This window comes from Peribacillus sp. ACCC06369, assembly GCF_030348945.1.
Lineage (GTDB): Bacteria > Bacillota > Bacilli > Bacillales > DSM-1321 > Peribacillus.
Genome location: NZ_JAUCEN010000002.1, coordinates 3,722,333 through 3,746,647 on the forward strand (window position 1 = coordinate 3,722,333; position 24,315 = coordinate 3,746,647).

General features: G+C 42.6%; 21 protein-coding genes, 1 other RNA gene and 1 other annotated feature. Of the genes, 3 read left to right on the forward strand and 19 right to left on the reverse strand.

Features of this window, described 5'->3' with window-relative positions; genetic code table 11:
* Positions 1-11 precede the first annotated feature (11 nt).
* On the reverse strand, positions 12-1,877 hold the full coding sequence (locus QUF78_RS18965; protein ID WP_289325877.1) for a BglG family transcription antiterminator: 1,866 nt from the start codon (positions 1,875-1,877) through the stop codon (positions 12-14).
* Positions 1,878-2,643: 766 nt separating this feature from the next.
* Here QUF78_RS18965 and QUF78_RS18970 point away from each other — a divergent pair.
* On the forward strand, positions 2,644-3,030 hold the full coding sequence (locus QUF78_RS18970) for a helix-turn-helix domain-containing protein (RefSeq protein WP_289325878.1): 387 nt from the start codon (positions 2,644-2,646) through the stop codon (positions 3,028-3,030).
* A gap of 136 nt (positions 3,031-3,166) precedes the next feature.
* Here the strand turns inward: QUF78_RS18970 and QUF78_RS18975 are convergent, their stop codons facing one another.
* The 13 genes from QUF78_RS18975 to QUF78_RS19035 form a co-directional block, all read right to left on the reverse strand.
* The gene (locus QUF78_RS18975) at positions 3,167-5,050 is read right to left on the reverse strand and encodes a S8 family serine peptidase (RefSeq protein WP_289325879.1); all 1,884 of its coding nucleotides are present in this window, start codon (positions 5,048-5,050) and stop codon (positions 3,167-3,169) included.
* A 603-nt stretch (positions 5,051-5,653) separates the two neighbouring features.
* Entirely contained in the window at positions 5,654-6,361 is a 708-nt protein-coding gene (locus QUF78_RS18980; RefSeq protein WP_063232914.1) for an ABC transporter ATP-binding protein, read from the reverse strand.
* Complete coding sequence (locus QUF78_RS18985) at positions 6,361-7,140, reverse strand: ABC transporter ATP-binding protein (protein ID WP_289315529.1); 780 nt, start codon at positions 7,138-7,140, stop codon at positions 6,361-6,363. The genes QUF78_RS18980 and QUF78_RS18985 overlap by 1 nt, the downstream gene beginning before the upstream one ends.
* A complete protein-coding gene (locus tag QUF78_RS18990) occupies positions 7,115-8,077 on the reverse strand; it encodes a branched-chain amino acid ABC transporter permease (protein WP_289325880.1) in 963 nt (320 codons plus the stop codon). The genes QUF78_RS18985 and QUF78_RS18990 overlap by 26 nt, the downstream gene beginning before the upstream one ends.
* 13 nt (positions 8,078-8,090) lie before the next feature.
* A complete protein-coding gene (locus QUF78_RS18995) occupies positions 8,091-8,969 on the reverse strand; it encodes a branched-chain amino acid ABC transporter permease (RefSeq protein WP_289315527.1) in 879 nt (292 codons plus the stop codon).
* Positions 8,970-9,133: 164 nt separating this feature from the next.
* Positions 9,134-10,312: an ABC transporter substrate-binding protein gene (locus QUF78_RS19000; protein ID WP_289325881.1), complete on the reverse strand. Its 1,179-nt coding sequence runs from the start codon at positions 10,310-10,312 to the stop codon at positions 9,134-9,136.
* A 554-nt stretch (positions 10,313-10,866) separates the two neighbouring features.
* On the reverse strand, positions 10,867-11,574 hold the full coding sequence (locus tag QUF78_RS19005) for an ABC transporter ATP-binding protein (RefSeq protein ID WP_289315525.1): 708 nt from the start codon (positions 11,572-11,574) through the stop codon (positions 10,867-10,869).
* Positions 11,574-12,353: an ABC transporter ATP-binding protein gene (locus QUF78_RS19010; RefSeq protein ID WP_289325882.1), complete on the reverse strand. Its 780-nt coding sequence runs from the start codon at positions 12,351-12,353 to the stop codon at positions 11,574-11,576. The genes QUF78_RS19005 and QUF78_RS19010 overlap by 1 nt, the downstream gene beginning before the upstream one ends.
* Entirely contained in the window at positions 12,328-13,299 is a 972-nt protein-coding gene (locus tag QUF78_RS19015; RefSeq protein WP_289325883.1) for a branched-chain amino acid ABC transporter permease, read from the reverse strand. The genes QUF78_RS19010 and QUF78_RS19015 overlap by 26 nt, the downstream gene beginning before the upstream one ends.
* A gap of 13 nt (positions 13,300-13,312) precedes the next feature.
* Positions 13,313-14,191: a branched-chain amino acid ABC transporter permease gene (locus tag QUF78_RS19020; protein WP_098369668.1), complete on the reverse strand. Its 879-nt coding sequence runs from the start codon at positions 14,189-14,191 to the stop codon at positions 13,313-13,315.
* Positions 14,192-14,267: 76 nt separating this feature from the next.
* Entirely contained in the window at positions 14,268-15,455 is a 1,188-nt protein-coding gene (locus QUF78_RS19025) for an ABC transporter substrate-binding protein (protein ID WP_289325884.1), read from the reverse strand.
* A gap of 185 nt (positions 15,456-15,640) precedes the next feature.
* Positions 15,641-16,402 (reverse strand): tRNA threonylcarbamoyladenosine dehydratase, encoded by a 762-nt coding sequence (locus QUF78_RS19030; protein WP_230155021.1) that lies wholly within the window; start codon positions 16,400-16,402, stop codon positions 15,641-15,643.
* Between the two features lie 111 nt (positions 16,403-16,513).
* Positions 16,514-17,620 (reverse strand): M20 family metallopeptidase, encoded by a 1,107-nt coding sequence (locus QUF78_RS19035; protein ID WP_289325885.1) that lies wholly within the window; start codon positions 17,618-17,620, stop codon positions 16,514-16,516.
* A gap of 161 nt (positions 17,621-17,781) precedes the next feature.
* Here QUF78_RS19035 and QUF78_RS19040 point away from each other — a divergent pair, with 161 nt between their 5' ends.
* Positions 17,782-17,910 carry a hypothetical protein gene (locus tag QUF78_RS19040; RefSeq protein ID WP_289325886.1) on the forward strand — a complete coding sequence of 43 codons (129 nt, stop codon included), beginning with the start codon at positions 17,782-17,784 and terminating at the stop codon, positions 17,908-17,910.
* A 63-nt stretch (positions 17,911-17,973) separates the two neighbouring features.
* Here QUF78_RS19040 and ssrS read toward each other — a convergent pair.
* From ssrS to QUF78_RS19060, 4 genes are all read right to left on the reverse strand, one after another.
* Positions 17,974-18,159: non-coding RNA, 6S RNA (ssrS, locus tag QUF78_RS19045), on the reverse strand.
* Positions 18,160-18,246: 87 nt separating this feature from the next.
* A complete protein-coding gene (gene aspS, locus QUF78_RS19050; protein ID WP_289325887.1) occupies positions 18,247-20,016 on the reverse strand; it encodes an aspartate--tRNA ligase in 1,770 nt (589 codons plus the stop codon).
* Positions 20,017-20,028: 12 nt separating this feature from the next.
* A complete protein-coding gene (gene hisS, locus QUF78_RS19055; protein ID WP_289325888.1) occupies positions 20,029-21,300 on the reverse strand; it encodes a histidine--tRNA ligase in 1,272 nt (423 codons plus the stop codon).
* 94 nt (positions 21,301-21,394) lie between these two features.
* Positions 21,395-21,633, reverse strand: a binding site (T-box leader).
* A 78-nt stretch (positions 21,634-21,711) separates the two neighbouring features.
* Positions 21,712-21,885: a hypothetical protein gene (locus QUF78_RS19060; RefSeq protein WP_289315514.1), complete on the reverse strand. Its 174-nt coding sequence runs from the start codon at positions 21,883-21,885 to the stop codon at positions 21,712-21,714.
* Between the two features lie 129 nt (positions 21,886-22,014).
* Here QUF78_RS19060 and QUF78_RS19065 point away from each other — a divergent pair, with 129 nt between their 5' ends.
* On the forward strand, positions 22,015-23,784 hold the full coding sequence (locus QUF78_RS19065; protein WP_289325889.1) for an N-acetylmuramoyl-L-alanine amidase family protein: 1,770 nt from the start codon (positions 22,015-22,017) through the stop codon (positions 23,782-23,784).
* 87 nt (positions 23,785-23,871) lie between these two features.
* On the opposite strand, the gene dtd is transcribed toward QUF78_RS19065, so the two are convergent.
* Complete coding sequence (gene dtd, locus QUF78_RS19070; RefSeq protein ID WP_289325890.1) at positions 23,872-24,315, reverse strand: D-aminoacyl-tRNA deacylase; 444 nt, start codon at positions 24,313-24,315, stop codon at positions 23,872-23,874.

Genomic DNA, 24,315 nt, shown 5'->3' on the forward strand with positions numbered 1-24,315 from the left:
TCCTCCTAATATTATTTGGAAGACCAAACTTCCAAAAACTCATCATAATTGGTTACATTTAATAATTTTTCTGTCATGTTTGTTTGCTTAAACACATCATGAATCTCTTCAAAAAACTTTGTATTATTTACCTTTTGATTTTTTGGAGGGATAAATAGAAAGATAATTTGAGCCATTTTGTCTCCCCACAAAATTTTTTGTTTATTTATTGCTACTAACACTCGTAATTTTTTGTTATTTCCACAATCAAATGGATGCGGCATGGCCACTAAATTACCAATATTAGTACTCGACATCTTTTCTCTTTCATTAATGCTTGTATACAGGTGTTGAATATCTCCAAGCTGCGTAAGGGTTTTTAATAAATCTATTCGATTCTCTTCATCTAAGAAATAAAGATCATTCGGAGATAAATAGTACTTTAGTAAGCCACGATTCAATTGAATAGAAATAGTCTTCATATCTTCATTTGTAATCATTTCACTAACACGAATACAATTTTTCACATTTAGGTGTTGCTCCTCAAGGATTACACTAGTAGTTACTATAGTTTCTATCTCTTCAGGAATTAAATGGATTTCATGATTTGCAAATAAACCATCAATTTTAATATTTGGGAAGTATAAATTTATTTTTCTTTCTATTAGCTTACCTACTAACGGATTTTTCCCATAAATAATTGCAATTCTTTTCCTTGTTTCTTGGGAATTTTCAACAATATTCATAATATGCAGTGTCAAGTAACCGATTTCATTTTCTGGTATCTTTATATTTAAGCAAAATTGTAATTCTTTCGCTAAAACCACTGCAATATTATAAGCATTCATATATTCCGACTTTATTTGAGAAATAAATGGATTCTCTAAAGGAAAGTAATATTTTAATGGATATAATGACTTTGTAATATGTACCAATAGGCGATTAAATAACTTTTCATTCTTTCGACTTGAAAAACCATATCGATCCCCAACATTTTTTATAACCGCTTTTACTTTTTCCTCTATTTCATCTGAGTGTTCATGCACAGTTACTTCATTTTTCTTCGGTAATATTTGTAAAGAAATTAACAGGTAGCATAAATACTGATATTCATATTCGTCAAACTGTACATTCATTTCCTTAGCTAAACGACTAAGGATTAACTTTGCTATTTTTAATTCTTCAAAGCAAGTATTATCTAACCTCATGTCTTTTTCAGCAATTTTTTGATGAAGGCCCACTCGTTTTAAACTAATAATTATGTTCACACATATTGCGAATAGTTCTTCAGAGCTTAGTAACAAATTGTACTTAGTGACTTCTTCTTCAATACAAGAATATACTAATTGAATGGAGGACTGACTAAACCAATCACCAAAATAGTATTGCAGCGCTTCATCAAGCGACATTCTCTTTAAACAATTTGTTGTTACTAATTTTTTTAGTAATAGACGTTTCTCTACTTCACTTCCCTTAAGCCTTACTCCTTGGAAGATAATTGCTTCAACTTCAATGTTCCATTTTTCGGCTTGGATTATTTGAAATAATCTTTGTACGTCTTTCCTAATTGTTTGAGTAGAAAAATAAAGTTTTTTTGCCAGTTCATCATAAGTTATAAAATCAGTTTCAGATAAAAGTGTTTTTATTATATGAAAAGCTCGTTCTTCGTAATCATCTTCATTTTGCTGAATATTTGATAAATCCCCAACTAATTTATATCCTTTTTGAGTATTACCAGTAATTATTACTTTATCTAAAAAAGTTTCATTTATTTCCTTAATGTCATTTCTAATAGTTCTTGTCGTTACATTAAATAGATTAGCAAGCTCGCTTCCACTTACATAGTCATTACCATATTGTTCTAAATATTCTAATAACTTAATGTAACGTTTTTTCATTAGTATTTCCTCCTCACACTCATATTAATGTAAGCGTTTTACCTTTACCAAGCCTATACATTTTCCTAATAGTTAGGAAGTTTTTAATATTAGGGTGATGTTATAATAGACCAAAGAAGGTAAGATGGTCGATGAACTCTATCCAATTTGGAAATAAAACGATTCCGTATACACTTACGAGAAGCCAATGTCGCAAAACTTTATAGATTAGCATTGCGTGTCTGTCATATCTCCTTCTGATATAGATGTAGAAAGATTTTTACATAAAAAAGCCGTTTGGACCGTAAAACAACTATCTGATTATATGCATATTATTAAATTGCAAGTGTGCACTTTACATTTCAGATTATTCTTTAATAGAACGAATTAAACTTATATACATGATGTAGGTTTATTGATTGGGGGATCGACATCACCTATATATACGAATTAGCCCGGGGTTCTTCCAATGACTAAAGCTATGTAATTCATCCTTCTTGATGTTATATAGGGAATATAGACAATTCAGAATAATTGTTTATTCCTTTTTTTAATTAATTGCTGATATAAATAAATATAGTAGAGCTACAAAAGAATTTTTAATTTATACAATTAATAATTAAGCCCCTCTCTATTTAGAGAAGGGCTTTAACAATGGAGAAGTACCTTCGGGGTAGCACAATAATAGAAAAGTGATTAGTGAAAAGCGCTTAAGCCTATCACATATCAGATTGGCTACTTATAGATTTTGTTAGTTTAACAAATGATAAGTCAAGGAGTGTTATATTTGAAAGTGGAAGGTGTATATACTTATTTATGTGAAAATTGTCAAACACTGTTTGGCGTAGTATCTCGTCTTTCTGTTATGGAAGATAGAATTGATACTCTGACGTGTCCTAAGTGTTCTAAGAAAGAAGCAGTATGCATTGGAGAAGGGCATATAAATTACGTAACTCATGAAAGAAGGGAAAAAATAATAACGAACGAAATGGATGAGATATCACAACTACCAGAATTATTAACTGTAGAGCATTTGGCAGATTATTTAAATGTTAGTGAAAGAACTGCTGATGAATACATGGGAAATCCCGATTTTCCTTTAATTCGTTTAAAAAGGTCCAAGAGGGTTTTCAGGGATGACTTTATAGACTGGTTACATTCAAAGAAAAAATAAAACAAGAAGAAGTCGTTTAGAAATTGTAAAGCTGGGGTGCTACGTAATGGCAGCACCTTTTTTGTATTTTTAAAATAAAACGAAGATAGCAGCAAGACAGCCCCCAAATCGAATATTGGGGACCGTCGTTTTTTTATCACTTTTTAACCGTGACTTTCCTCGATTCACTTACGTTTTTCGCTTTGTCTTTTGCATAGGTATATAGGTTCTTCCCGGCTTTTTGCTTGGGGATTTTAACCGAGAATGTGCCTTTAGTCGTTGCTGTGGCAGAACCGATCACTTTTCCTGATGCTTTGATGGATACAGTGGAGTTGGCTTCTGCTTTGCCTGTTACTTTTGTCGTTTTTGTTGTCACTGTGTTGACCGTCGGTTTACTTGGTGCTGTTTTGTCTGTGACGGTCACTGTTTTGATCGAGCTTATATTACCTGCTTTATCCGTTGCTGTAACGGATAGGACTTTTCCGGCTTTTTGTTTTTTTGATATCGTTACGGTGAAGTTCCCAGCACTATTGGAAGTTGCTTTACCGAGAATCGTGCTGCCATTTTTGACAGTGACGGTAGTGCTCGCTTCCGCTTTTCCGGTAACTTTTACGGTATTGTCACCTACTGAATTTACTGAAGGTCTTGCTGGAGCCGTTTTATCAACCACTTTAAATGAAACGGGTATGCTTTTATTTCCCGATTTATCAATGACCCTAGTAGAGATGGTCGTGCCTGCTGGTTGTTTTGCGATAGTTGCTGTAAACGTCTTTTCGCCGTTGATCTTCACTGTGGCGAGTTGTTTTTTATCGGTATAAATGGAGACGGTCCCCGTTTTGAAATCGGTTGGGATTTTCCCATTGATCTTGGTGTCCTTATCGGAAATCGCGGTCACGGCCGGTTTGGTCAGCGTCTTCATTTCCAGCGCTTTCTTGGCATTGACCCGCCCGTTTCCATAGTATATGTCTTTCCCTTTCGAACCGAGATCCACGGCTGAATCATAGAGGCGGTATTCGACCTCCAATTTGTTGAGTTTGGGCTCATGGGACCAAATCAGTGCCGCTACACCCGCCACCATGGGCGTGGCCATCGATGTTCCACTCATCCAGCCGTATTTTTCACCTGGTAAGGTTGAAAGGATATCATCCCCAGGTGCTGCAATATCGACTGTTGAATGGTAGTTGGAATAACTGGGACGCTTGTCCTTTGAGTCAGTGGCGGCAACGGAAATGACATGGCTGAATGCAGCTGGGTAGACACGCTGTACATTTTTCCCCATGTCTCCTTCATTACCGGCTGCCGCAACGATCAGTATGCCTTTTTTATAGGCTTCCTGGACGGCCTTGTTCAAAGCCTCCGAATAACTGGTGTCTCCTAAACTCATATTGATGATGTTCGCCTTTTGCTCAACGGCATAATGTATGGCGTCTATGATATCGGCAGTATCGGCATACTCCCCATCAAAAACGTTGATCGGCATTAGTTTAATGTTCGGCGCAACTCCCGTTCCACCTATGCCGTTGTTGGCAGAACCGGCAATGATGCCTGCGATATGCGTTCCATGTTCACCTTTTGGTATGATATTCTTCCGATTGTTTACAGTATCATAGGCTTTGACGATTTTCCCTTTTAAATCATCGTGGTTGCGATCGATACCGTCGTCAATGATGGCCACGATCAATTCCTTGGAACCCATGGATTTTGTCCATGCTGCATTCGTACCAAGCTTTTTATGATGCCACTGGTCATTGTAGGCTGGATCGTTCGGGCTTTCCATCTTCTTGAAAAGATAGTTTGGCTCTGCATATTCCACATTCTTCCGTTCTTCAAGTTCCTTGATCAGGTTGTCGGTCGTTTCCCCTTTAGGAACCTCCACCTTTTCTATCAAGTCGTTGATCGGCTCATCGTTCGTCTCTTTATATTTGACGATGACACCATCTGATTGCGGGGTCTCTTCTGCAGATGCAGCATCCGGCTGGCAGATTGGCAGAATCATAAACAGCAATAATACCGGCAGTAAGGCCTGAATATGTTTGTGCATGAAATCACTCCAAAAAAATAATATTAACAATAGCTACGGATGAGGTTTGATCATGAACCCATTCTACTATTATCCCTAACTAGATTGTATACCGCGTGATTTGGTTTTACTAACCTTTTTAACTAGTTAAAATAACTTATTTAAAAAACAAAAAAACCGCTATAAAACGGTCGCGGTTTGTCGACAAAATGAGTTCTATCTAATTTTTAAAACAAAGGTGATTGGAACGGAAGGTGCGAGACTCCTGCGGGAAAACACGTCCAAGGGAGACCCCGCAGGCGCAAGCCGAGGGCGGACCGCCCGCGGAAAGCGAGTGCCTGGAGTGGAAATCAACGTTCGAGTTTTACAAACAAAAAAACTGCAGGCAACATGGAGTTCTATCTGAATTTTAAAACAAAGGTGATTGGAACGGAAGGTGCGAGACTCCTGCGGGAAAACGCGTCCAAGGGAGACCCCGCAGGCGCGAAGCGTCGAGGGCGGACCGCCCGCGGAAAGCGAGTGCCTGGAGCGGAAATTAACGTTCGATTTTTACAAACTAAAAAAACTGCAGGCAAACTCGCTTTTCTTCGAGTTTGTCTACAGTCCGAAACCGCCATATGCGGTTTAATGTCCTCCTAAATAGGCATTCTTGATTTCTTCGCTTGCGGTCAGTTCCTCTGATTTGCCTGATAGGACAATTCGGCCGGTTTCGACAACATAGGCTCTGTCCGCGATGGATAGGGCTAAGTTGGCATTTTGTTCGACCAGCAGAATGGTTGTACCGGTTTTATTGATTTCTTCGATGATATGAAAGATTTGCTTCACCAATAATGGGGCGAGTCCCATGGATGGCTCGTCCAATAATAGAAGCCGGGGCTTGGCCATGAGTGCCCTGCCCATTGCAAGCATTTGCTGTTCCCCGCCGGAAAGCGTTCCGGATTGCTGTTTCAGGCGCTCAAGCAAACGCGGGAATAATTCATAGACTTTCTCCATATCCTGCTTGATGCCTGCCTTATCTTTGCGTAAATAAGCTCCAAGCTGAAGGTTTTCTTCAACCGTCATGTTAGCGAAGACCCGCCGTCCTTCAGGCACATGGGAAATGCCCATTTTCACGATGGATTGTGCTGCCTTTCCGCCGATTGATTGCCCTTCGTATATGATTTTCCCTTGTTTTGGTTTTAATAGGCCGGAAATGGTTTTCAGCATCGTGCTTTTTCCGGCTCCGTTCGCCCCGATCAGGGTTACGATTTCGCCTTCGTTAATAGAAAGCGAGATTCCTTTCAAGGCTTGAATGTTTCCGTAATAGACGTTGATGTCCTCTATTTTTAACATTATGAAACCTCCTCGCCCAGATAGGCCTCGATGACTTTTGGATTGTTACGGATTTCCTCTGGCTTTCCTTGAGCGATCAGTTGTCCGTGATCGAGTACATATATGCGTTCGCAAACACCCATGACCAGCGGCATATCATGTTCGATCAATAATACGGTCAAATCAAATTTCTCACGGATGAGGGCAATCAGGTTCATGAGCTCGTGAGTCTCCTGGGGGTTCATCCCCGCTGCCGGTTCATCCAGCAATAGCAGTTTCGGATTGGCTGCAAGCGCACGGGCGATCTCCAAACGTCTTTGTTTACCATATGGCAGGTTCTTCGCCTTTTCATCCTTATATTGATCCAGGTTGAAAATCTTCAGGAACTCAATCGCTTTTTCATCCATTTCCTTTTCGCCTTTAAAATGGATCGGCATCCGGAAGATCGAACTTAAAATGCTATGCTTCGAAAGGGAATGATAGGCCACCTTTACATTATCGATCACGGATAGTTCGCTGAATAAGCGGATGTTCTGGAATGTCCGGCTGATTCCTTTTTGCGTAATTTTATATGGAGGCTTTTTTCTCAAGTCCTCCCCTTCTAAAGAAATCGTTCCCTCCGTAGGGACGTAAACCCCTGTCAGCAAGTTGAAAAAAGTGGTTTTCCCGGCTCCGTTTGGACCAATCAAGCCAACCAATTCCCCAGGGTACAGCTCGACGTTAACATCGGAAACGGCTTTAAGCCCTCCGAACTGGATGCCGACCGAATCGACTTTAAGCAGCGGTGTTTTTATTTTCATGGCTGCTGCCTCCTTTACGTTTGAACATGGAAGTTATTTCTTTTGTCCCCATTAAACCTTGTGGACGATAGATCATCATGACGATAAGCACTAGGCTGTAGATGATCATACGGGTTTCGGGATAATCCTGGAGGAATGTCGTGACCACAGTCAGTAATATGGCAGCCAATACGGCTCCTGACAGACTTCCAAGGCCGCCCAGTACGACTAAGATCAGGATATCGAATGACTTCAGGAATCCGAAGTTCGATGGCTGGATGATGTAGAAGTTATGAGCGTATAGCCCTCCAGCAATTCCGGCGAAAAAAGCACCGATCGCAAACGCGACAACTTTGTAATAGGTCGTATTGATCCCCATCGAATCGGCAGCCGTCTCGTCCTCACGGATTGATATGCACGCTCTTCCATGGGTAGAACTTGTGAAGTTCCTGATGACGACGATCGTAACGATAACGGAAGCGAATACCCACGGCCAAGTGGTCAAATGGGAAACCTGCATGCCGCTCGCCCCGCCAACATAATCGATATTCAAAAGCATGATCCGGACGATTTCCCCAAATCCCAGGGTTGCAATCGCCAGGTAATCGCCTTTTAAGCGTAAGCTTGGAATTCCGATGATCAATCCTGCCAACGCTGCCGCCAAACCGCCCACAATCAACGCTAGAGCAAATGGCATTTGCAGCTTCATGGTCAAAACGGCTGAAGCATAGGCACCGACTGCAAGGAATCCTGCATGTCCGATGGAAAACTGCCCGGTTATCCCGATGATCAAATGAAGGCTCGCTGCCAAAATGATATTGATCCCGATGAACATGAGCGTATTTTGATAAAAAGGATTTAGCGATCCGCCGCCGATTAACACTTGAATTGCGGCGAAAAAGATCAATGATAGTAAAATCGAGAGCCAAAAACCTTTTGCTCGCTTAATTGTAGTCATTGCTTTGTCTCCCCTATACTTTTTCTTTTTTGTTTTTACCGAATAAGCCTTGTGGCAAGAAAATCAAGATAAGAATCAGTACGACGAAGGCTACGGCATCACGCCATAATGAGTAACCGGCGGCGCTGACCAATGCCTCGATGACACCAAGCAATAAGCCACCGACCATCGCGCCCGGTATGATTCCGATCCCTCCAAGTACGGCGGCAACAAATGCCTTCAATCCCGGAAGCACTCCCATAAGCGGCTCGATCTTAATATAGTAAATACCGAAAATGACGCCCGCTGCCCCAGCTAATGCGGAACCGATTGCAAAGGTGGCAGAAATCGTGTTGTCAACATTAATTCCCATCAGTTTAGCTGCATCCGCGTCGAAGGAAACGGCACGCATTGCTTTTCCTATTTTTGTTCTATGAACGATGATTTGAAGAATGATCATCAGGACTACAGCCACTCCAAAAATCAAGACCGATTGACTATTGATGGAAACTCCAAAAATATTGAACTTGTCTGCAGGCAATACATCATTCGGATAAGCTTCCGGCTGTGCACCGCGGACGTAAATGAATCCGTATTCGATCAAAAGGGAAACCCCGATGGCCGTGATAAGTGCGGCAATACGCGTTGCGTTACGCAATGGCTTGTACGCGATTCGCTCGATCAATACCCCAAAGAGCGCACAGACCGTCATCGAGATTAATAGAGCGGGCACGAATGATAGATCCAGAACCGTTATCGAGTAAAATCCAACGAATGAGCCAACCATGAAGACATCCCCATGTGCAAAGTTTATCAATTTAACAATCCCGTAAACCATCGTATATCCGAGAGCGATAAGGGCATAAATACTTCCTAGTGAAACCCCGTTTATTAACTGTTGTATCAATTCCATGTTCGACTCTCCTTGAAAATCTATATTTTATAAGTGATAAGTCCAGGCTCTTTGCATTCCTCTTAGGGGATGTTCAGCGAGCTGGTATGCTTGAAAAATGAGAATTCGCCAGCACCTTCTGATTGATGAAGGGCCGGCGAAAGGGTTGGAGTTGTTCTCCGAAATTAAGGATTGATTTTTGTGTTAAATACTTGTTTTCCCTCTTTAAATTCAAGGATGGTAGCAGATTTGATTGGATTATGCTTTTCATCCAATGTGAATGTACCCGTTACAAGCTCAAGATCAGCCGTTTTTTCCAGCGCTTCTTTGATTTTTTCTGAATCCGCTGAACCAGCACGTTTAATTGCATCTGCAAGGAAGTATCCTGTGTCATATCCTAGAGCGTTAAATGCATCCGGGGATTTATCTTTGTACTTCGCTTTAAACGCTGACACAAAATTCTGAATTTTCTCATCAGGATCACCTGAAGAATAATGGTTCGTGATGAACGTATTATTTAGAGCTTTTGCACCGGCAATTTCAACTAGCTTAGGAGAATCCCAGCCGTCGCCGCCCATGAATGGAACGTCAAGTCCAGTTTCCCGTGCCTGCTTCACGATCAGACCAGCTTCCTCATAGTAACCAGGAAGGAAAATGAAATCAGGTTTTGCCGATTTCAAACGAGTCAATGTGGAACGGAAATCAGTATCCTTCGCAATGTAAGCTTCCTCAGCAACAATCTTTCCGCCATTTTTTTCGAATTGTTCTTTAAAGGCTGCGGCTAACCCTTTTGAATAATCACTTGAACTGTCAATATAGATGGCTGCACTTTTCGCTTTGATTTCTTTAGTGGCAAAGTTCGCAGCTACCGTCCCTTGGAAAGGATCGATGAAGCTTGTCCTGAAAATGTAATCGTTCAATTTATCCTTGCTGAAAGTGATTTCAGGGCTTGTACCAGAAGGTGAGATGACCGGCACTTTATTATCTTGTGCAATCTGTACTTGTGCAATCGAGTTCGTGCTTGTCGCTGCACCTACGATCGCTGCAACCTGATCTTGTGATGTCAGCTTGATCGCTCCGCTTGTCGCTTCGGACGCTTCAGATTTATTATCGACTTTAATTAGTTTGATTTTTTTTCCGTCAATGCCTTCTTTATTGATTTCTGCAGTCGCAAGTTCCAGGCCTTCCGCAATCGATTGACCATATGAAGCTACACCACCTGATAATTCAAGGTTGACACCGATCTTGATCGTATCACCGTCCCCACTTGATTTATCTGATGAACCAGAGCCGGAACAACCCGCTAGCACTCCTGCAGCAAGTGTTAGAGAAAGGAATGCACTTGCTAATTTTTTCTTTTTCATAAATAATCCCCCCATTTTGTAATCAAGCTCTGATGCATGAATATTTATTCATGATGCTTCAGAAAAAATTGATTAGATGAAATGTTTCAAATTAAATTAATATTTCGAAAAATAGTTTACCGCATAATTTTCATTCCGTCTATACAATAATTGCGAGAAGATTCCGCTTAATAGGATATTTTTCACAGCATGTACAGGTCGTTTTTATTTTTATATATTTTAAATATTGCGAAAACAGTGGTTATAATCAGAAAAAACTGATAATTTAACTATATTAATATTGTAAAATCCTTTATTACTACTCAAAAAAATTTATTCATTCTTTCATTTATATCATCCTATTAATTACATTTTTACCAAAATACAAGCATCTTGATAGGGAATTAAACCCAGTTCCTTTGCTCTTTTTTAGTCTTAATTCCTATATCAAAATTGAATAATACTATTTGAATGTATAAAATCCTGCATGAACCTTCACCCCATTTTTAAGCTTCTTCGTATATTTTTTATATCCCAATCCTCATTTCCCCACAAAAAAACCGCCAAACGGCGGTTCAGTGGCCTCCTAAATAGGCCATTTTAATTTCTTCACTTGAAGTGAGTTCCTCGGCATTGCCCGAAAGGACGATTCGGCCCGTTTCAACGACATAAGCCCGATCTGCAATGGATAAAGCAAGGTTGGCATTTTGCTCGACCAAAAGGATCGTTGTCCCCGCTTCACTGATTTCCTGTATGATGTTGAATATTTGCTTTACCAGCAGCGGTGCAAGGCCCATCGAAGGTTCATCGAGCAGTAATAAACGTGGCTTCGCCATTAAAGCCCGGCCCATAGCAAGCATCTGCTGTTCACCACCTGAAAGCGTGCCGGCCTGCTGTTTGATTCTCTCCAGCAGCCTCGGAAATAACTCATGGACCTTTTCCATATCCTTTTTGATGCCCTCTTTGTCGTTTCTCAAATAGGCACCAAGCTCCAGGTTTTCGGCAACCGTCATGTTCGCAAAGACACGGCGGCCTTCAGGTACATGGGATATGCCCATTTTCACGATGGACTGTGCAGCTTTTCCTCCAATCGGATCACCTTCGAACAGAACTTTTCCCTGCTTTGGTTTTAACAGCCCGGATATCGTTTTGAGCAACGTGCTTTTTCCGGCTCCATTCGCTCCAATCAGAGTCACGATCTCCCCTTCGTTAATCTCCATGGAAACACCTTTTAACGCTTGGATATTGCCGTAATATACATTGATGTCTTCTATTTTCAGCATCATGAAACCTCCTCGCCTAGATACGCCTCGATAACTTTAGGATCGTTGCGGATTTCTTCCGGCTTTCCATGAGCGATAAGCTGTCCATGATCAAGTACGTAAATCCGTTCGCATACCCCCATGACCAGTGACATATCATGTTCGATGAGCAATACGGTAAGGTTGAATTCCTTCCTGATAAAAGCGATGAGATTCATTAATTCTTTCGTTTCATGTGGGTTCATACCTGCTGCGGGTTCGTCCAGTAAAAGCAGTTTGGGGTTTGCCGCGAGAGCACGTGCAATTTCCAGTCGCCTTTGCTGTCCGTATGGAAGATTCTTCGCTTTTTCATCCTTAAAATGGTCAAGCTTGAAAATCCTCAAGAATTCCAACGCCTTTTCATCCATTTCCTTTTCACCGGAAAAATGTCCCGGTAGCCTGAATATGGAGCTTGGGATCATATGCTTGGCAAGCGAGTGGTAAGCAACCTTCACATTATCGATCACAGATAACTCACTGAAGAGGCGGATATTTTGAAAGGTCCTCGAAATCCCTTTTCGGGTAATTTTATAAGGCTGCTGCTTTTTTAGATTTTCCCCGTTCAAGGCAATCGTCCCTTCTGTAGGGACATACACACCCGTCAACAAATTGAAGAAGGTCGTTTTTCCAGCTCCATTCGGTCCGATCAGGCCTACAAGTTCCCCCGGAAATAATTCCATGTTCACATCGGACACGGCTTTCAATCCGCCAAAACGGATACCCACCGAATCTACTTTAAGCAACGGTATTGTGGCTTCCATCCTTTGGGCCCCCTTTCGTTTTTTTATGTGTGAACAATGTCGTGATTTCTCTTGTTCCCATTAAACCCTGCGGGCGGAAGATCATCATCAAGATCAGGACAAGACTGTATATGATCATCCTCGTTTCCGGATAATCCTGAAGGAATGTCGTCACGATCGTCAGTAAAATGGCAGCCAAAACCGAACCTGAAAGACTTCCAAGACCGCCAAGTACGACGAAAATCAGTATATCGAAGGATTTTAGGAAACCGAAATTCGATGGCTGGATAATATAGAAATTATGGGCATAAAGCGATCCGGCAATTCCCGCAAAGAAAGCTCCGATGACAAAGGCCGCCACTTTATAATAGGTCGTATTGATTCCCATCGCATCAGCCGCCGTTTCATCCTCCCTTACGGATATGCATGCACGTCCATGAGTCGAATTGGTGAAATTCCGGATGACTATGACGGTGATCATGACACAGGCAAATACCCATGGCCATGTAGTCAGATGGGAAACCTGCATCCCGCTTGCCCCGCCTACATATTCAATATTCAAGAGGACTATCCGGACAATTTCCCCAAAACCTAGTGTAGCTATCGCCAAGTAATCCCCCTTCAGACGCAAGCTGGGTATCCCGATCACCATGCCGGCAGCTGCGGCGATGATGCCCCCAGTCAATACTGCCATGATGAAAGGAAGTTCCAGTTTCATTGTCATGACTGCCGAAGCATAGGCCCCTACCGCTAAAAACCCTGCATGTCCGATCGAGAACTGCCCGGTTATTCCAATGATTAAATGAAGGCTCGTTGCCAGCATGATATTGATGCCTATGAACATGAGTGTGTTGATATAAAATGGATTAAGCATACCGTTTGTAATGGTGTACTGCATGATTCCGAAAAAAATAAGTGCGAGCACGATTGAGAGCCAAAAACCCTTTGAATTCTTTAAAGTAGTCATCGCCTTGTCTCCCCTATACTTTTTCTCTTTTATTTTTACCGAATAGTCCCTGAGGCAAGAAAATCAAAATCAAGATAAGAACGACGAAAGCCACACCATCGCGCCATAATGAGTAACCGGCAGCACTGACCAAAGCCTCGATCACTCCAAGCAGAAGACCGCCGACCATCGCTCCCGGAATGATGCCGATGCCGCCCAAGACTGCTGCAACAAACGCTTTAAGGCCAGGAAGGACACCCATCAACGGCTCGATTTTAATATAGTAGATTCCAAAAATGACGCCGGCAGCCCCTGCCAAAGCCGAGCCTATGGCGAAGGTAGCTGAAATCGTATTATTCACATTGATTCCCATAAGCTTAGCGGCTTCGGAATCGAATGAAACGGCACGCATCGCTTTGCCGATTTTGGTTTTATGGACAACGAATTGTAGGATGATCATTAAAATGATGGATACAGATAAGATCAATATCGATTGACTGCTGATGGAAACTCCCAATATATCGAGTTTATCCATCGGAAGGACATTATTTGGATAGGCTTCCGGCTGGGCGCCCCGGATGTAAATCAGCCCATTTTCTATTAGAAGGGAAACACCGATGGCCGTTATCAAGGCCGCAATCCGTGTTGCATTACGAAGGGGTTTATAAGCGATCCGTTCAATTAAAACGCCAAAGATGGCACAAGTGACCATCGAAATCAATAAAGCCGGGATGAAAGATAAGTCCATTACGGTAATGGCGTAAAACCCTACAAATGAACCAACCATGAATACGTCGCCATGGGCAAAGTTTATCAGTTTGACGATTCCATATACCATCGTATAACCAAGCGCGATCAATGCATAAATGCTGCCGAGTGAAATGCCATTTACCAATTGTTGAATCAGTTCCATATTGCACTCTCCCCGATAAGGTGTTTTTTAAGTGAATATAGAATAGGGGGGACTTGCCCCCTATCCACGTAAGGTATTATGGATTGATTTTCGTCTTGAATGTTTGTTTGCCATCTACATATTCCAAGATGGTCGCCGATTTGATCGGATCATGGTTTTCATCAAGGTTAAGCGTTCCGGAAACTAATTGAAGATCTTTGACTTCTTCCAACGCTTGTCTGATTTTTTCGGGGGAAGCATCTCCAGATCTCTTGATGGCATCAGCCAGGTAGTAACCAGTATCATAGCCAAGTGCTGCAAAGGCATCCGGTGTTTTATCGTATTCCTTTTCGAAGGCTGCAACGAAATCCTGGATTTTTGCATCTTCATCTTCAGGGGAATAGTGATTCGTGATATAGGTATTTTTTAAAGCCTCCGCTCCGGCAATTTCAACGACTTTCGGGGAATCCCAGCCGTCTCCACCCATGAATGGAAGGTCTATGCCGTCTTCACGGGCCTGCTTTAAGATCAATCCGACTTCTTCATAATAACCAGGAAGGAAAACGAACTCTGGTTTGGCGGATTTGATACGTGTCAATGTAGAGCGGAAATCAGTATCTTTTGTAACATAAGCTTCTTCCGCCACGATTTTACCACCCTTGGCAGTGAACGCTTCTTTAAAAGCGGCGGCCAATCCTTTAGAATAATCACTTGCGCTATCCACATAGATCGCAGCTGTCTTCGCCCCTATTTCGTCAGATGCGAAATTGGCTGCCACCGTACCTTGGAATGGATCGATAAAGCAAGTTCTGAACACATAATCGTTTAATTTTCCAGCTTTGTTGGTGATGTCGGGATTTGTTGCAGTTGGTGTGAGAAGAGGAACTTTATTATCCTGTGCGACCTGAACCTGTGCCAATGTATTTGTGCTTGTCGCTGATCCGACTACAGCCACAACCTTGTCCTGGCTGACTAACTTGATCGAACCGCTTGTAGCTTCTGCTGCATCTGATTTATTATCAACCTTGACGATTTCCAGTTTTTTACCGTCGATGCCCTCTTTATTAATTTCATCGATGGCCAGCTTCAAACCATCGGCAGCCGATTGGCCGAATGATGCCGTACCTCCGGACAGTTCAAGGTTGGCCCCAATTTTGATCGTGTCACCCGATTTGGATGAACCCCCGCCTGAACTGCTAGTTTTCGAGTCGCCGCTACAACCTGCCAGCGTCCCTGCAACCAAAGAAAGTGATAGGAACACTCCTGCTAGCTTTTTCTTCTTCATTTGAAACCCCCTTGTTTTGTATGTTCTTTTTAATAAATAGAATATTTGAATAAAAAATAATATTCTGAAAATAGTTTATCTCATTCTTTCGACCCCGTCTATATGATATGGATAAAAAAGTTATTTAAAGGGAATATCTCCTATTAGACAAAAAAAACTGACCCTGTATAGAGTCAGTCAACTTATCAATCATTTACACGGCGTACTTCAATATCTTTTAAAATATCATTGATCACCCAGCTTGCTGCAATTAAGCCTGCTACAGATGGTACGAAAGCATTCGAAGATGGCGGCATTTGGGCCTTACGGATTTTTGCCTCATCATTGCCGACTTCTTTTCGGACATCCTCACGAATGACAATTGGACTTTCGTCGGAGAAGACAACGGGAATTCCCTTTGTTATGCCCTCTTTACGCAATCTAGTACGAATGACCTTGGCAAGCGGGTCGGTATGCGTTTTGGAGATATCGGCAATTTGAAAACGTGTCGGGTCCATTTTATTAGCGGCCCCCATGCTTGAAATCACCTTGATATTCCGTTTCAGGCATTCCTTCATCACATGCATCTTATAAATGACCGTATCGGATGCATCAATGACATAGTCCAGTCCATAACTGAAGAATTCTTCAAACGTTTCTTCTGTATAGAACATTTTAAGGGAAATCACTTCGCAGTCGGGATTGATGTCCTGAATGCGATTTTTCATCAATTCCGCTTTCGGTTGACCGACTGTTGATAATAGTGCATGAATCTGTCTGTTTACATTTGTGATGTCGACATCGTCTTTATCCACAAGAATAATACGGCCGACCCCCGTGCGTGCCAATGCTTCAGCCGAAAAAGAACCTACGCCTCCTACCCCCAGGACAGCAACGGTCGTGTTTTTCAGGATATCGATGCCTTCCTTGCCTATTGCTAATTCATTTCGTGAAAACTGATGCAGCATATATATTCAACTCCAATAAATTCTGTTCTTATTTAGCTTCCCAATTAACAATATATCATAAACATCATTTATGACAAGCGAAATATAAGCAGTCTAATCGGAATTAGTGTACTAGGTCATTTTTGCTAATTTCTGAAGGACGGTCGCCAGCAGGAGAGTCCGTTCTGTCAGGCTGGGAATTTCCAAATACTCCTCTTCACTATGTGCATTCCCTCCAATGGGCCCGAGTCCATCTACCGTCGCTATCCCCAATACAGAAGTAATAGATGCATCCGAACCTCCACCCGTGGCCGTATCTGTTATTTTTATGCCGATTTCCTCCCCCGCCTGACGGATAGTCTCTAAAAGCAAGTTCGTTTTCTCGTTCTTTTCCATGGGAGACCGGTCCATTTTCCCGCTTAATGTCGTTTTCGTCCCTGGAATATAAGTTTCAGCGCAGATTTTTTTCAGTTGTTTAAGAATGATAGCTTCTTGCTTTTTTTCCGAGATCCGTACATCCACAAAAGCAGCCGCATGGGCAGCGATGGCATTGACAGCAGAACCTCCTTCAATCATGCCGACATTAACGCTGATACCTTTCTTTTGATCATTCAATCGGTGTAAGGCAATGATCTTATTAGCCAATTCTTCAATTGCACTCCGACCCTTTTCCGGTTCGATCCCTGAATGGGCTGCCACCCCCACTATATCCACTTTAAATTGACCGCATCCCCTTCTTGCCGTGACAAGTGAACCATCCGTCCTTGCCGGTTCAAGAATTAACGCGAACTTCTTATTGGCACCTTTTTCAGATATGAGTGAAGCGGAAGACGGAGACCCGATCTCTTCATCACTATTGAGAATGATTTGAATATGCTTATAGCCTGTCTGCCCCGTCTGTTTCAAGCAAAGGACTGCATAAAAAAGCTCAACTAAACTAGCCTTCATATCAGCTATACCAGGACCGTATGCCCGATTTCCCTTCACACTAAAAGGACGTTTTTGCGCTGTCCCTTCTGGAAAAACCGTATCCATATGGGCGACGACCAGAATATGCGGTTGATGCGCCTCACGATGCTGGATGACCAGCTGATTTCCATAATTCTGCTGCTCGACGGTATTCACAATAAAATCCAGGCTTTCAAATTTCGCTTTTAAAATCGAACCAATTTCATCAATACCCTTTTTTGTATGAGAACCACTATCTATATTCACTAGCTGCTCCACTAATTGAAGCATTTCGTTCCTCTTTACATTCAATAAATCTTTCAAAGCCCTCACTACTTTCTATCATTGGCTGATTATAATTCCAACCTTACTATAATTTACGAATCTATATTGCGGAATGTTACTTAAATGGGGAGATTTGAAGTTTATTCGAGAGTTTTTGGGGTTTACTCGTGGGTTTGGGCTATTTACTCGTGAGGTTAGGCTTTTTACTCGTGAATTCGGCTCGTTTACTCGTGAGTTTGCGGCATTTACTCGTGAATCCACGCCATTCGCTCGCAATATCATGCTTTCACTCGTAAGTTACGCTATTTTAACGCACAAAAAAACCCATGTTATTTAACATGAGTTGCTTTGTAATGTGTAAGAGTCCCAATTGTGCCGTTTACGCCTTTGTTTTGAACCCGCTCTCCGCAGGTGGGTGCTCGGTTCCTCGCGTTTGTAAGTCCTCTTCGAGGGAGGCATTTACGCGGCCAGGAAACTAGTGCTCCCGGTAACTATAAGTGTTCGGTCAAAACTTATAGGTTAAAGAACGAACACATCAGGACTCTTACTTGTTGAAGATATCATATCATAATGCTTAACTCCGTTTCAAGAGAAAGCATCTAGGTATTTTTTCGTATTTTTTCCCAGTTTTATTACTTTTTTAGTGCAGCAAGCCTTAGGTTAAGTTCGGCCAATTGCTTGTCACTTACAGCACTCGGTGCGTCAACGAGCAGGTCGCTTGCGCTTGCTGTTTTCGGGAATGCGATGGTATCGCGAAGGTTCGTGCGGCCTGCAAGCAGCATGACCATACGGTCCAATCCAAGGGCGATTCCGCCGTGTGGTGGCGTTCCGTATTCGAATGCATCCATTAGGAAGCCGAATTGTGCGTTTGCTTCTTCTTTCGAGAATCCAAGGACTTTGAACATTTTTTCCTGAACGTCGCGTTCGAAAATCCGCAGTGATCCACCGCCAAGTTCGTAGCCGTTCAAGACAAGGTCATACGCTTGTGCTCGGACGCTTGCTGGGTCTGATTCCAGTTTGTCCATGTCTTCACGGAATGGCATTGTGAATGGATGGTGTGCTGCATAGTAGCGTCCTTCTTCTTCGTCGTATTCAAATAATGGCCAGTCCGTCACCCATAGGAAGTTGAATTTGCTTTGATCGATCAAGCCTCTTTCTTTACCAAGCTTGTTACGAAGTGCTCCTAGTGCATCGGCGACTATGCCTTTTTTATCCGCCACGAACAAGATTAGATCGCCCACTTCGGCTTCCAATACGGATACTAATTGCTGTTGATCTTCTGCGAAGAATTTAGCGATTGGCCCTTTTACTCCGTCTTCTTCAACTTTCAGCCATGCAAGGCCTTTTGCACCGTAAATCGCTGCAAATTCAGCCAATCCGTCAATATCTTTACGGGAATAATCCGCATTTCCGTCCTTAACGACGATCGCTTTAACTTGTCCGCCGTTTGCAACAGCGCCGGTGAACACTTTGAAATCACTGTCTTTCACGATTTCCGAAACATCTTTAAGTTCCATTCCGAAACGCGTATCCGGTTTGTCGGAACCGTAACGGCTCATCGCTTCATTGTATGTCATTCTAGGGAATGGGAGTGTTACGTCAAGTCCTTTAACATCCTTCATCACTTTAGCCATCATGTTTTCTGCGGTGTTAATGATATCTTCTTGGCTCATGAAGCTTGTTTCAATATCGATTTGCGTGAATTCAGGCTGTCTGTCAGCACGTAAATCTTCATCACGGAAACAGCGGGCAATTTGATAATAACGTTCGAAACCGGATACCATCAATAGCTGCTTGAAGATTTGCGGTGATTGCGGAAGTGCATAGAACTCACCTTCGTGTACACGGCTTGGCACTAAATAATCTCGTGCTCCTTCAGGTGTACTTTTCGTTAAGATAGGTGTTTCGATATCAAGGAAGCCTTCACCGTCCAAGTAATCACGGATTGCTTTTGTTGCTTGGTTACGCATTTTCAACGTTTCGAACATCGCCGGACGACGCAAGTCCAAATAACGGTATTTCAAACGGATATCTTCTGATACATCCGTTCTTTCATCAATGATGAATGGAGGGGTTTTAGCCTCGTTTAAAATTGTAACGTTTTCTGCTTGAACTTCGATGGTACCTGTTGTTACATTCGGGTTGAAGTTGGCTTCATCACGTTTGATGACTATCCCTTGGATATCAAGGACGTATTCATTACGAATCTTTTCAGCTGTGGCCAATGCGTCTGCCGAAATGTCCGGATTGAAAACGACTTGGACGATTCCGCTTCTGTCACGCAGGTCGATGAAGATTACTCCGCCCAAATCCCGACGTTTTTGTACCCATCCTTTTAATGTTACTTTTTCACCAATAGCTGCTTCTGTCACTTCACCATTGAAGTATGTTCTGCCAAACATGGTATTTCCCCCTTAAGCCTGTAGCTTTTTGAATTGTTCAACGAATGTGGCAAGGTCCATTTGGACTTGTTCACCAGTTTCCATGAACTTTACATTGATTTTATTATTTGCCAATTCATCTTCCCCGAGTGTCGCCACATATCTCGCTTCCAGGCGGTCGGCTGATTTGAATTGCGCTTTCACTTTTCGGTCTTGATAATCTTTTTCGACAGTAAAACCGGCATTCCGCAATTGATGGGCAAGTTTGACATTATAATCCTTGGCTGTTTCACCTAATGAAACAAGATAGCAGTCAATTCCCTTTTTGATCGGAAGCTCGATGTTTTCTGCTTGCAATGCTGCAATCAGGCGTTCAATGCTAAGAGCAAATCCGATACCAGGTGTTTCCGGTCCGCCAAGTTCTTCAGACAGCCCGTTATATCTGCCGCCTCCGCAAAGTGTAGTAATGGCGCCAAAGCCTTCTGCATCACTCATGATTTCAAAAGCGGTATGATTATAGTAATCCAAGCCCCGCACAAGTGTAGGATCTTCGACGAATTCTATTTCCAAATCCGTAAGATGCTGTTTCACTTTTTCGAAATAAATACGGGATTCATCATTTAAATATTCAATGATGGATGGCGCGGTGTTCATCAATTCATGATCGTGATCTTTTTTGCAATCCAGGATACGCAATGGATTTTTTTCCAGACGGTTCTGACAATCGCCGCAAAACTCTCCAATCCGAGGTTCGAAATGTTTGATTAAAGCATTGCGATGCGCTGTCCTGCTTTCCTTATCACCAAGGCTGTTGATCACAAGTTTCAGCTTTTTCAATCCAAGTTCTTTGTATAGGTTCATCGCAAGTGAAAGAACCTCTGCATCGATTCCGGGATCCTTACTACCTAAAGCTTCGATGCCGAATTGAACGAACTGGCGGAAGCGGCCTGCTTGTGGACGTTCGTAACGGAACATCGGGCCGATATAATAAAGCTTGACCGGTTGATTAGCCCACCCGAACATTTTGTTCTCGATATATGACCGAACAACTGATGCGGTGCCTTCCGGACGAAGGGTTAAATTCCTTTCACCGCGATCTTGAAATGAATACATCTCTTTTTGTACGATATCGGTTGTATCACCTACACCACGTAAAAATAATTCGGTGTGTTCAAAAATCGGTGTGCGGATTTCTTTATATTGATAACGGTGACAAATATCACGCGCTGTCTTTTCGATATACTGCCAAATTTCCGTTTGGCTAGGCAATAAATCCTGGGTTCCTCTAGGAATCTGAATAGACATATATGTTTCCTCCTTTAAAGCAAAACGCCCTTTATCCAGCGCTATACTGATTTTTTCCAAACAAAAAACTCCCGCCCCTTGTAACTTATCCGTTACAAGGGACGAGAGTTTGGATATCCCGTGGTGCCACCCTAGTTGAAGCACAAAAAATAAGTGCCCCCGCTTAAAAACAGTTAACGCCTGTTTTACGTCCATCTCCTATTAAGTAATACCGTTCGGAGTGAAGCCTACGGAGGGTTCTTTCATTAAGTCATCATGTGGAATGCTTTCAGCCTCGGCATTTCCTCTCTTTTCATGTGTTTCTTAATTACTCTTCTCCATCATTGGTTATTGCAGTAATAAGTCTGATATTTTATAATCATACGGACGTTAACATCAAATGTCAAGGCAGGCTGAGGATTTTGTCGCATTTTATTGGTTCAAATGTTTTTTCAAATTTTTGACCGTCCGGACATTGACTCCGAATTCGGATGCCAATTCAACCAGGTTTGCGCTTTGTTCCTTCTGGATGAAATCGTGGAAATCGACACCTAATACTTGATTGCCTCCGCTTAAGCTCGTTTGATCTTTTTCGCTGAATTTCATGTAGGTTCCCTCCTCGAGTTATATAAGCTTTATTCTTCCCAAAAAAAAATGTTTTTTGCACTGGGAAAGAGGGAAATTTTTATTGAACGAGAATACATACATATAGACATTAAAAGGGAGAGACAACTTATGAAGAAGAAATCGGGTTTATTCTGCCTGATCCTGATGCTGATGATCTCAGCAATGTTCCCCGTCAATCATGCTTTTGGAAAAGAAGAAGGGGAAATTATCGTGACGTCCAAAGTGGTCAATGTCCGTGAAGGTGCAGGTCTCAGTTTCCCTATCGTAAAAAAACTGGCAAAAGGGGAATCGTATCCAATTCTGAAAGAAGATGGCGACTGGATTGAAATCCGGATTGGCGTCGGCAAAACAGGATGGGTCGCCAATTGGTTAGTGGAGAGAAAATCGGAGTCGGATACCAATCAGGTCAAAAAGGAATCCGGACAAGGTATGATATCCGGTAGCTCCGTCCGCGTCCGTACAGGTCCCGGAACTACATTTCAAACGGTTGGTTCCTTGAGTAAAGGAACAGCTGTTGACATTATTGAAAAGAATGAAAATTGGATAAAGGTCAAAACGGCGGATATCGAAGGTTGGGTCTCTTCTGACTACCTTAAGCTTCCCGCCTCATCCGGGAATGCAGCGAAGAAAGATTCTACTAAGGTAAAAGAAACGAATCAATCCGTAAAAACCGGAGTCACTTTGGTGGACCGGCTCAATGTCCGTTCGGAACCATCGAAAAGCAGTGCCGCGCTCGGAAAGCTGAATAAAAATACGGCAGTGACCGTTTACAGGGTTGAAAATGAATGGGCTGAAATTGATTTCCAAGGAGTCCGGGGTTGGGTAGCTGAACCTTACATACAAATTAGCGAAGATGAAGATGATACGAAAATTAGTATGGCAGGCGCGACTGCAAGGGTGACCGCTGAAGGGTTAAATGTCAGGAAAGATGCCTCTCTCAGCAGCAAGGTCATCGGTTCGGTGAACAAGGATGAGACATACGCCATCTTGCAAACAAAGGGGAAAATGACGCAGATCCAGCTTTCCGGTTCAAAAAAGGGCTGGGTAGTGAGTTGGTACTTGGAAAAAGAGAATGTTGAACAAACGACTAAGGAAAAGAAGATTGATGTAAAAGGAAACAAGATAACCATCATTCATGACGGAACGATCCTTAGAAGTGAGCCTGATGGTGACTCGGAAATCGTAGAGCAGGTCAATGAAGGTGAAACGTTCTCCGCATCAGGTAAGGAAGGCGACTGGTATTCCATTAAACTAAAGAGCGGAAAAACCGCTTATGTGGCTGGATGGATCGTGACGATCGAAGGGAATTCCGAACAGATCCAACGACCTGGCGTTGAAAAATATTTAAAGGATAAAACCATCGTTATCGATCCCGGCCATGGCGGCAGGGATAGTGGTACAGTAGGGGTCGGTGGCACTCTTGAGAAAAATCTGACGATCCGGACGGCTGAGTTGCTGCGGGACAAACTTCAGGCGGCAGGAGCAAAAGTTATCCTGACCAGAAGCGGCAATACCTATGTTCCACTTCCTTCCCGGGTCGGCACTTCACATATCCATAACGCGGATGCTTTCATCAGTCTCCATTATGATAGCACCAAGGACCAGATCACGAGCGGGATAACTACATACTACTATCATGACTACCAACGTTCATTGGCCACTACACTGGCCAATTCACTCGGTTCCACCATGCAGGTGCCCAACCGCGGATCACGTTACGGGAATTTTCATGTTACCCGTGAAAACAAACGTGTAGCTACACTTATTGAACTTGGTTATTTAAGTAATCCGGTTGAAGAATTGACGTTAACATCGAATGAGTATCAAGAAAAGATCACATCGGCTATCTATAATGGATTGGCGCGGTATTTCAAATAAAGACAAGACAAGCCAGCTTCCCGTCGAAGCTGGCTTGTCCATTCGTCGGCATTTATTTACCCAAACAAAAAAACCTGCAGCAGCAGGTTATTTTTTGCTTTCAAGTATTAATGTAACGGGACCATCATTAGTAAGCTGAACGTCCATCATGGCACCAAATTGACCTGTTTCCGTATGGACGCCTTTCTTGCGGAGTTCCTCGTTAAATGCTTCATATAATTCATTCGCCTCTTCAGGACGGGCGGCGTCCATGAAGTTCGGTCGACGGCCTTTACGGCAATCGCCGTACAGGGTAAATTGCGAAACTGATAAAATAGAACCTCCTACATCCAATAGTGAGTGGTTCATCTTTTCATTTTCATCTTCAAATATCCTGAGATTGACAATCTTATCGGCCAAATATACGGCGTCATCGATGGTATCCCCATGGGTGATACCAACCAGCAGAACGAGTCCGCTGTCGATTTGCCCGATTACTTGGTCTGCAACAACGACTTTTGCCGCTTTGGAACGTTGTAAAACAACACGCAT

Coding starts and splice junctions, on each gene's coding strand:
- QUF78_RS18990 (WP_289325880.1), bottom strand. CDS start 8,077: ATGACTACAATTAAGCGAGCAAAAGGTTTTTGGCTCTCGATTTTACTA.
- QUF78_RS19030 (WP_230155021.1), bottom strand. CDS start 16,402: ATGCTGCATCAGTTTTCACGAAATGAATTAGCAATAGGCAAGGAAGGC.
- QUF78_RS18985 (WP_289315529.1), bottom strand. CDS start 7,140: ATGAAAATAAAAACACCGCTGCTTAAAGTCGATTCGGTCGGCATCCAG.
- QUF78_RS19000 (WP_289325881.1), bottom strand. CDS start 10,312: ATGAAAAAGAAAAAATTAGCAAGTGCATTCCTTTCTCTAACACTTGCT.
- QUF78_RS18995 (WP_289315527.1), bottom strand. CDS start 8,969: ATGGAATTGATACAACAGTTAATAAACGGGGTTTCACTAGGAAGTATT.
- QUF78_RS19035 (WP_289325885.1), bottom strand. CDS start 17,620: ATGCTTCAATTAGTGGAGCAGCTAGTGAATATAGATAGTGGTTCTCAT.
- QUF78_RS19015 (WP_289325883.1), bottom strand. CDS start 13,299: ATGACTACTTTAAAGAATTCAAAGGGTTTTTGGCTCTCAATCGTGCTC.
- QUF78_RS18980 (WP_063232914.1), bottom strand. CDS start 6,361: ATGTTAAAAATAGAGGACATCAACGTCTATTACGGAAACATTCAAGCC.
- aspS (WP_289325887.1), bottom strand. CDS start 20,016: ATGTTTGGCAGAACATACTTCAATGGTGAAGTGACAGAAGCAGCTATT.
- hisS (WP_289325888.1), bottom strand. CDS start 21,300: ATGTCTATTCAGATTCCTAGAGGAACCCAGGATTTATTGCCTAGCCAA.
- QUF78_RS18975 (WP_289325879.1), bottom strand. CDS start 5,050: ATGCACAAACATATTCAGGCCTTACTGCCGGTATTATTGCTGTTTATG.
- QUF78_RS19020 (WP_098369668.1), bottom strand. CDS start 14,191: ATGGAACTGATTCAACAATTGGTAAATGGCATTTCACTCGGCAGCATT.
- QUF78_RS19005 (WP_289315525.1), bottom strand. CDS start 11,574: ATGCTGAAAATAGAAGACATCAATGTATATTACGGCAATATCCAAGCG.
- dtd (WP_289325890.1), bottom strand. CDS start 24,315: ATGCGTGTTGTTTTACAACGTTCCAAAGCGGCAAAAGTCGTTGTTGCA.
- QUF78_RS19025 (WP_289325884.1), bottom strand. CDS start 15,455: ATGAAGAAGAAAAAGCTAGCAGGAGTGTTCCTATCACTTTCTTTGGTT.
- QUF78_RS19065 (WP_289325889.1), top strand. CDS start 22,015: ATGAAGAAGAAATCGGGTTTATTCTGCCTGATCCTGATGCTGATGATC.
- QUF78_RS19010 (WP_289325882.1), bottom strand. CDS start 12,353: ATGGAAGCCACAATACCGTTGCTTAAAGTAGATTCGGTGGGTATCCGT.
- QUF78_RS19060 (WP_289315514.1), bottom strand. CDS start 21,885: ATGAAATTCAGCGAAAAAGATCAAACGAGCTTAAGCGGAGGCAATCAA.
- QUF78_RS18965 (WP_289325877.1), bottom strand. CDS start 1,877: ATGAAAAAACGTTACATTAAGTTATTAGAATATTTAGAACAATATGGT.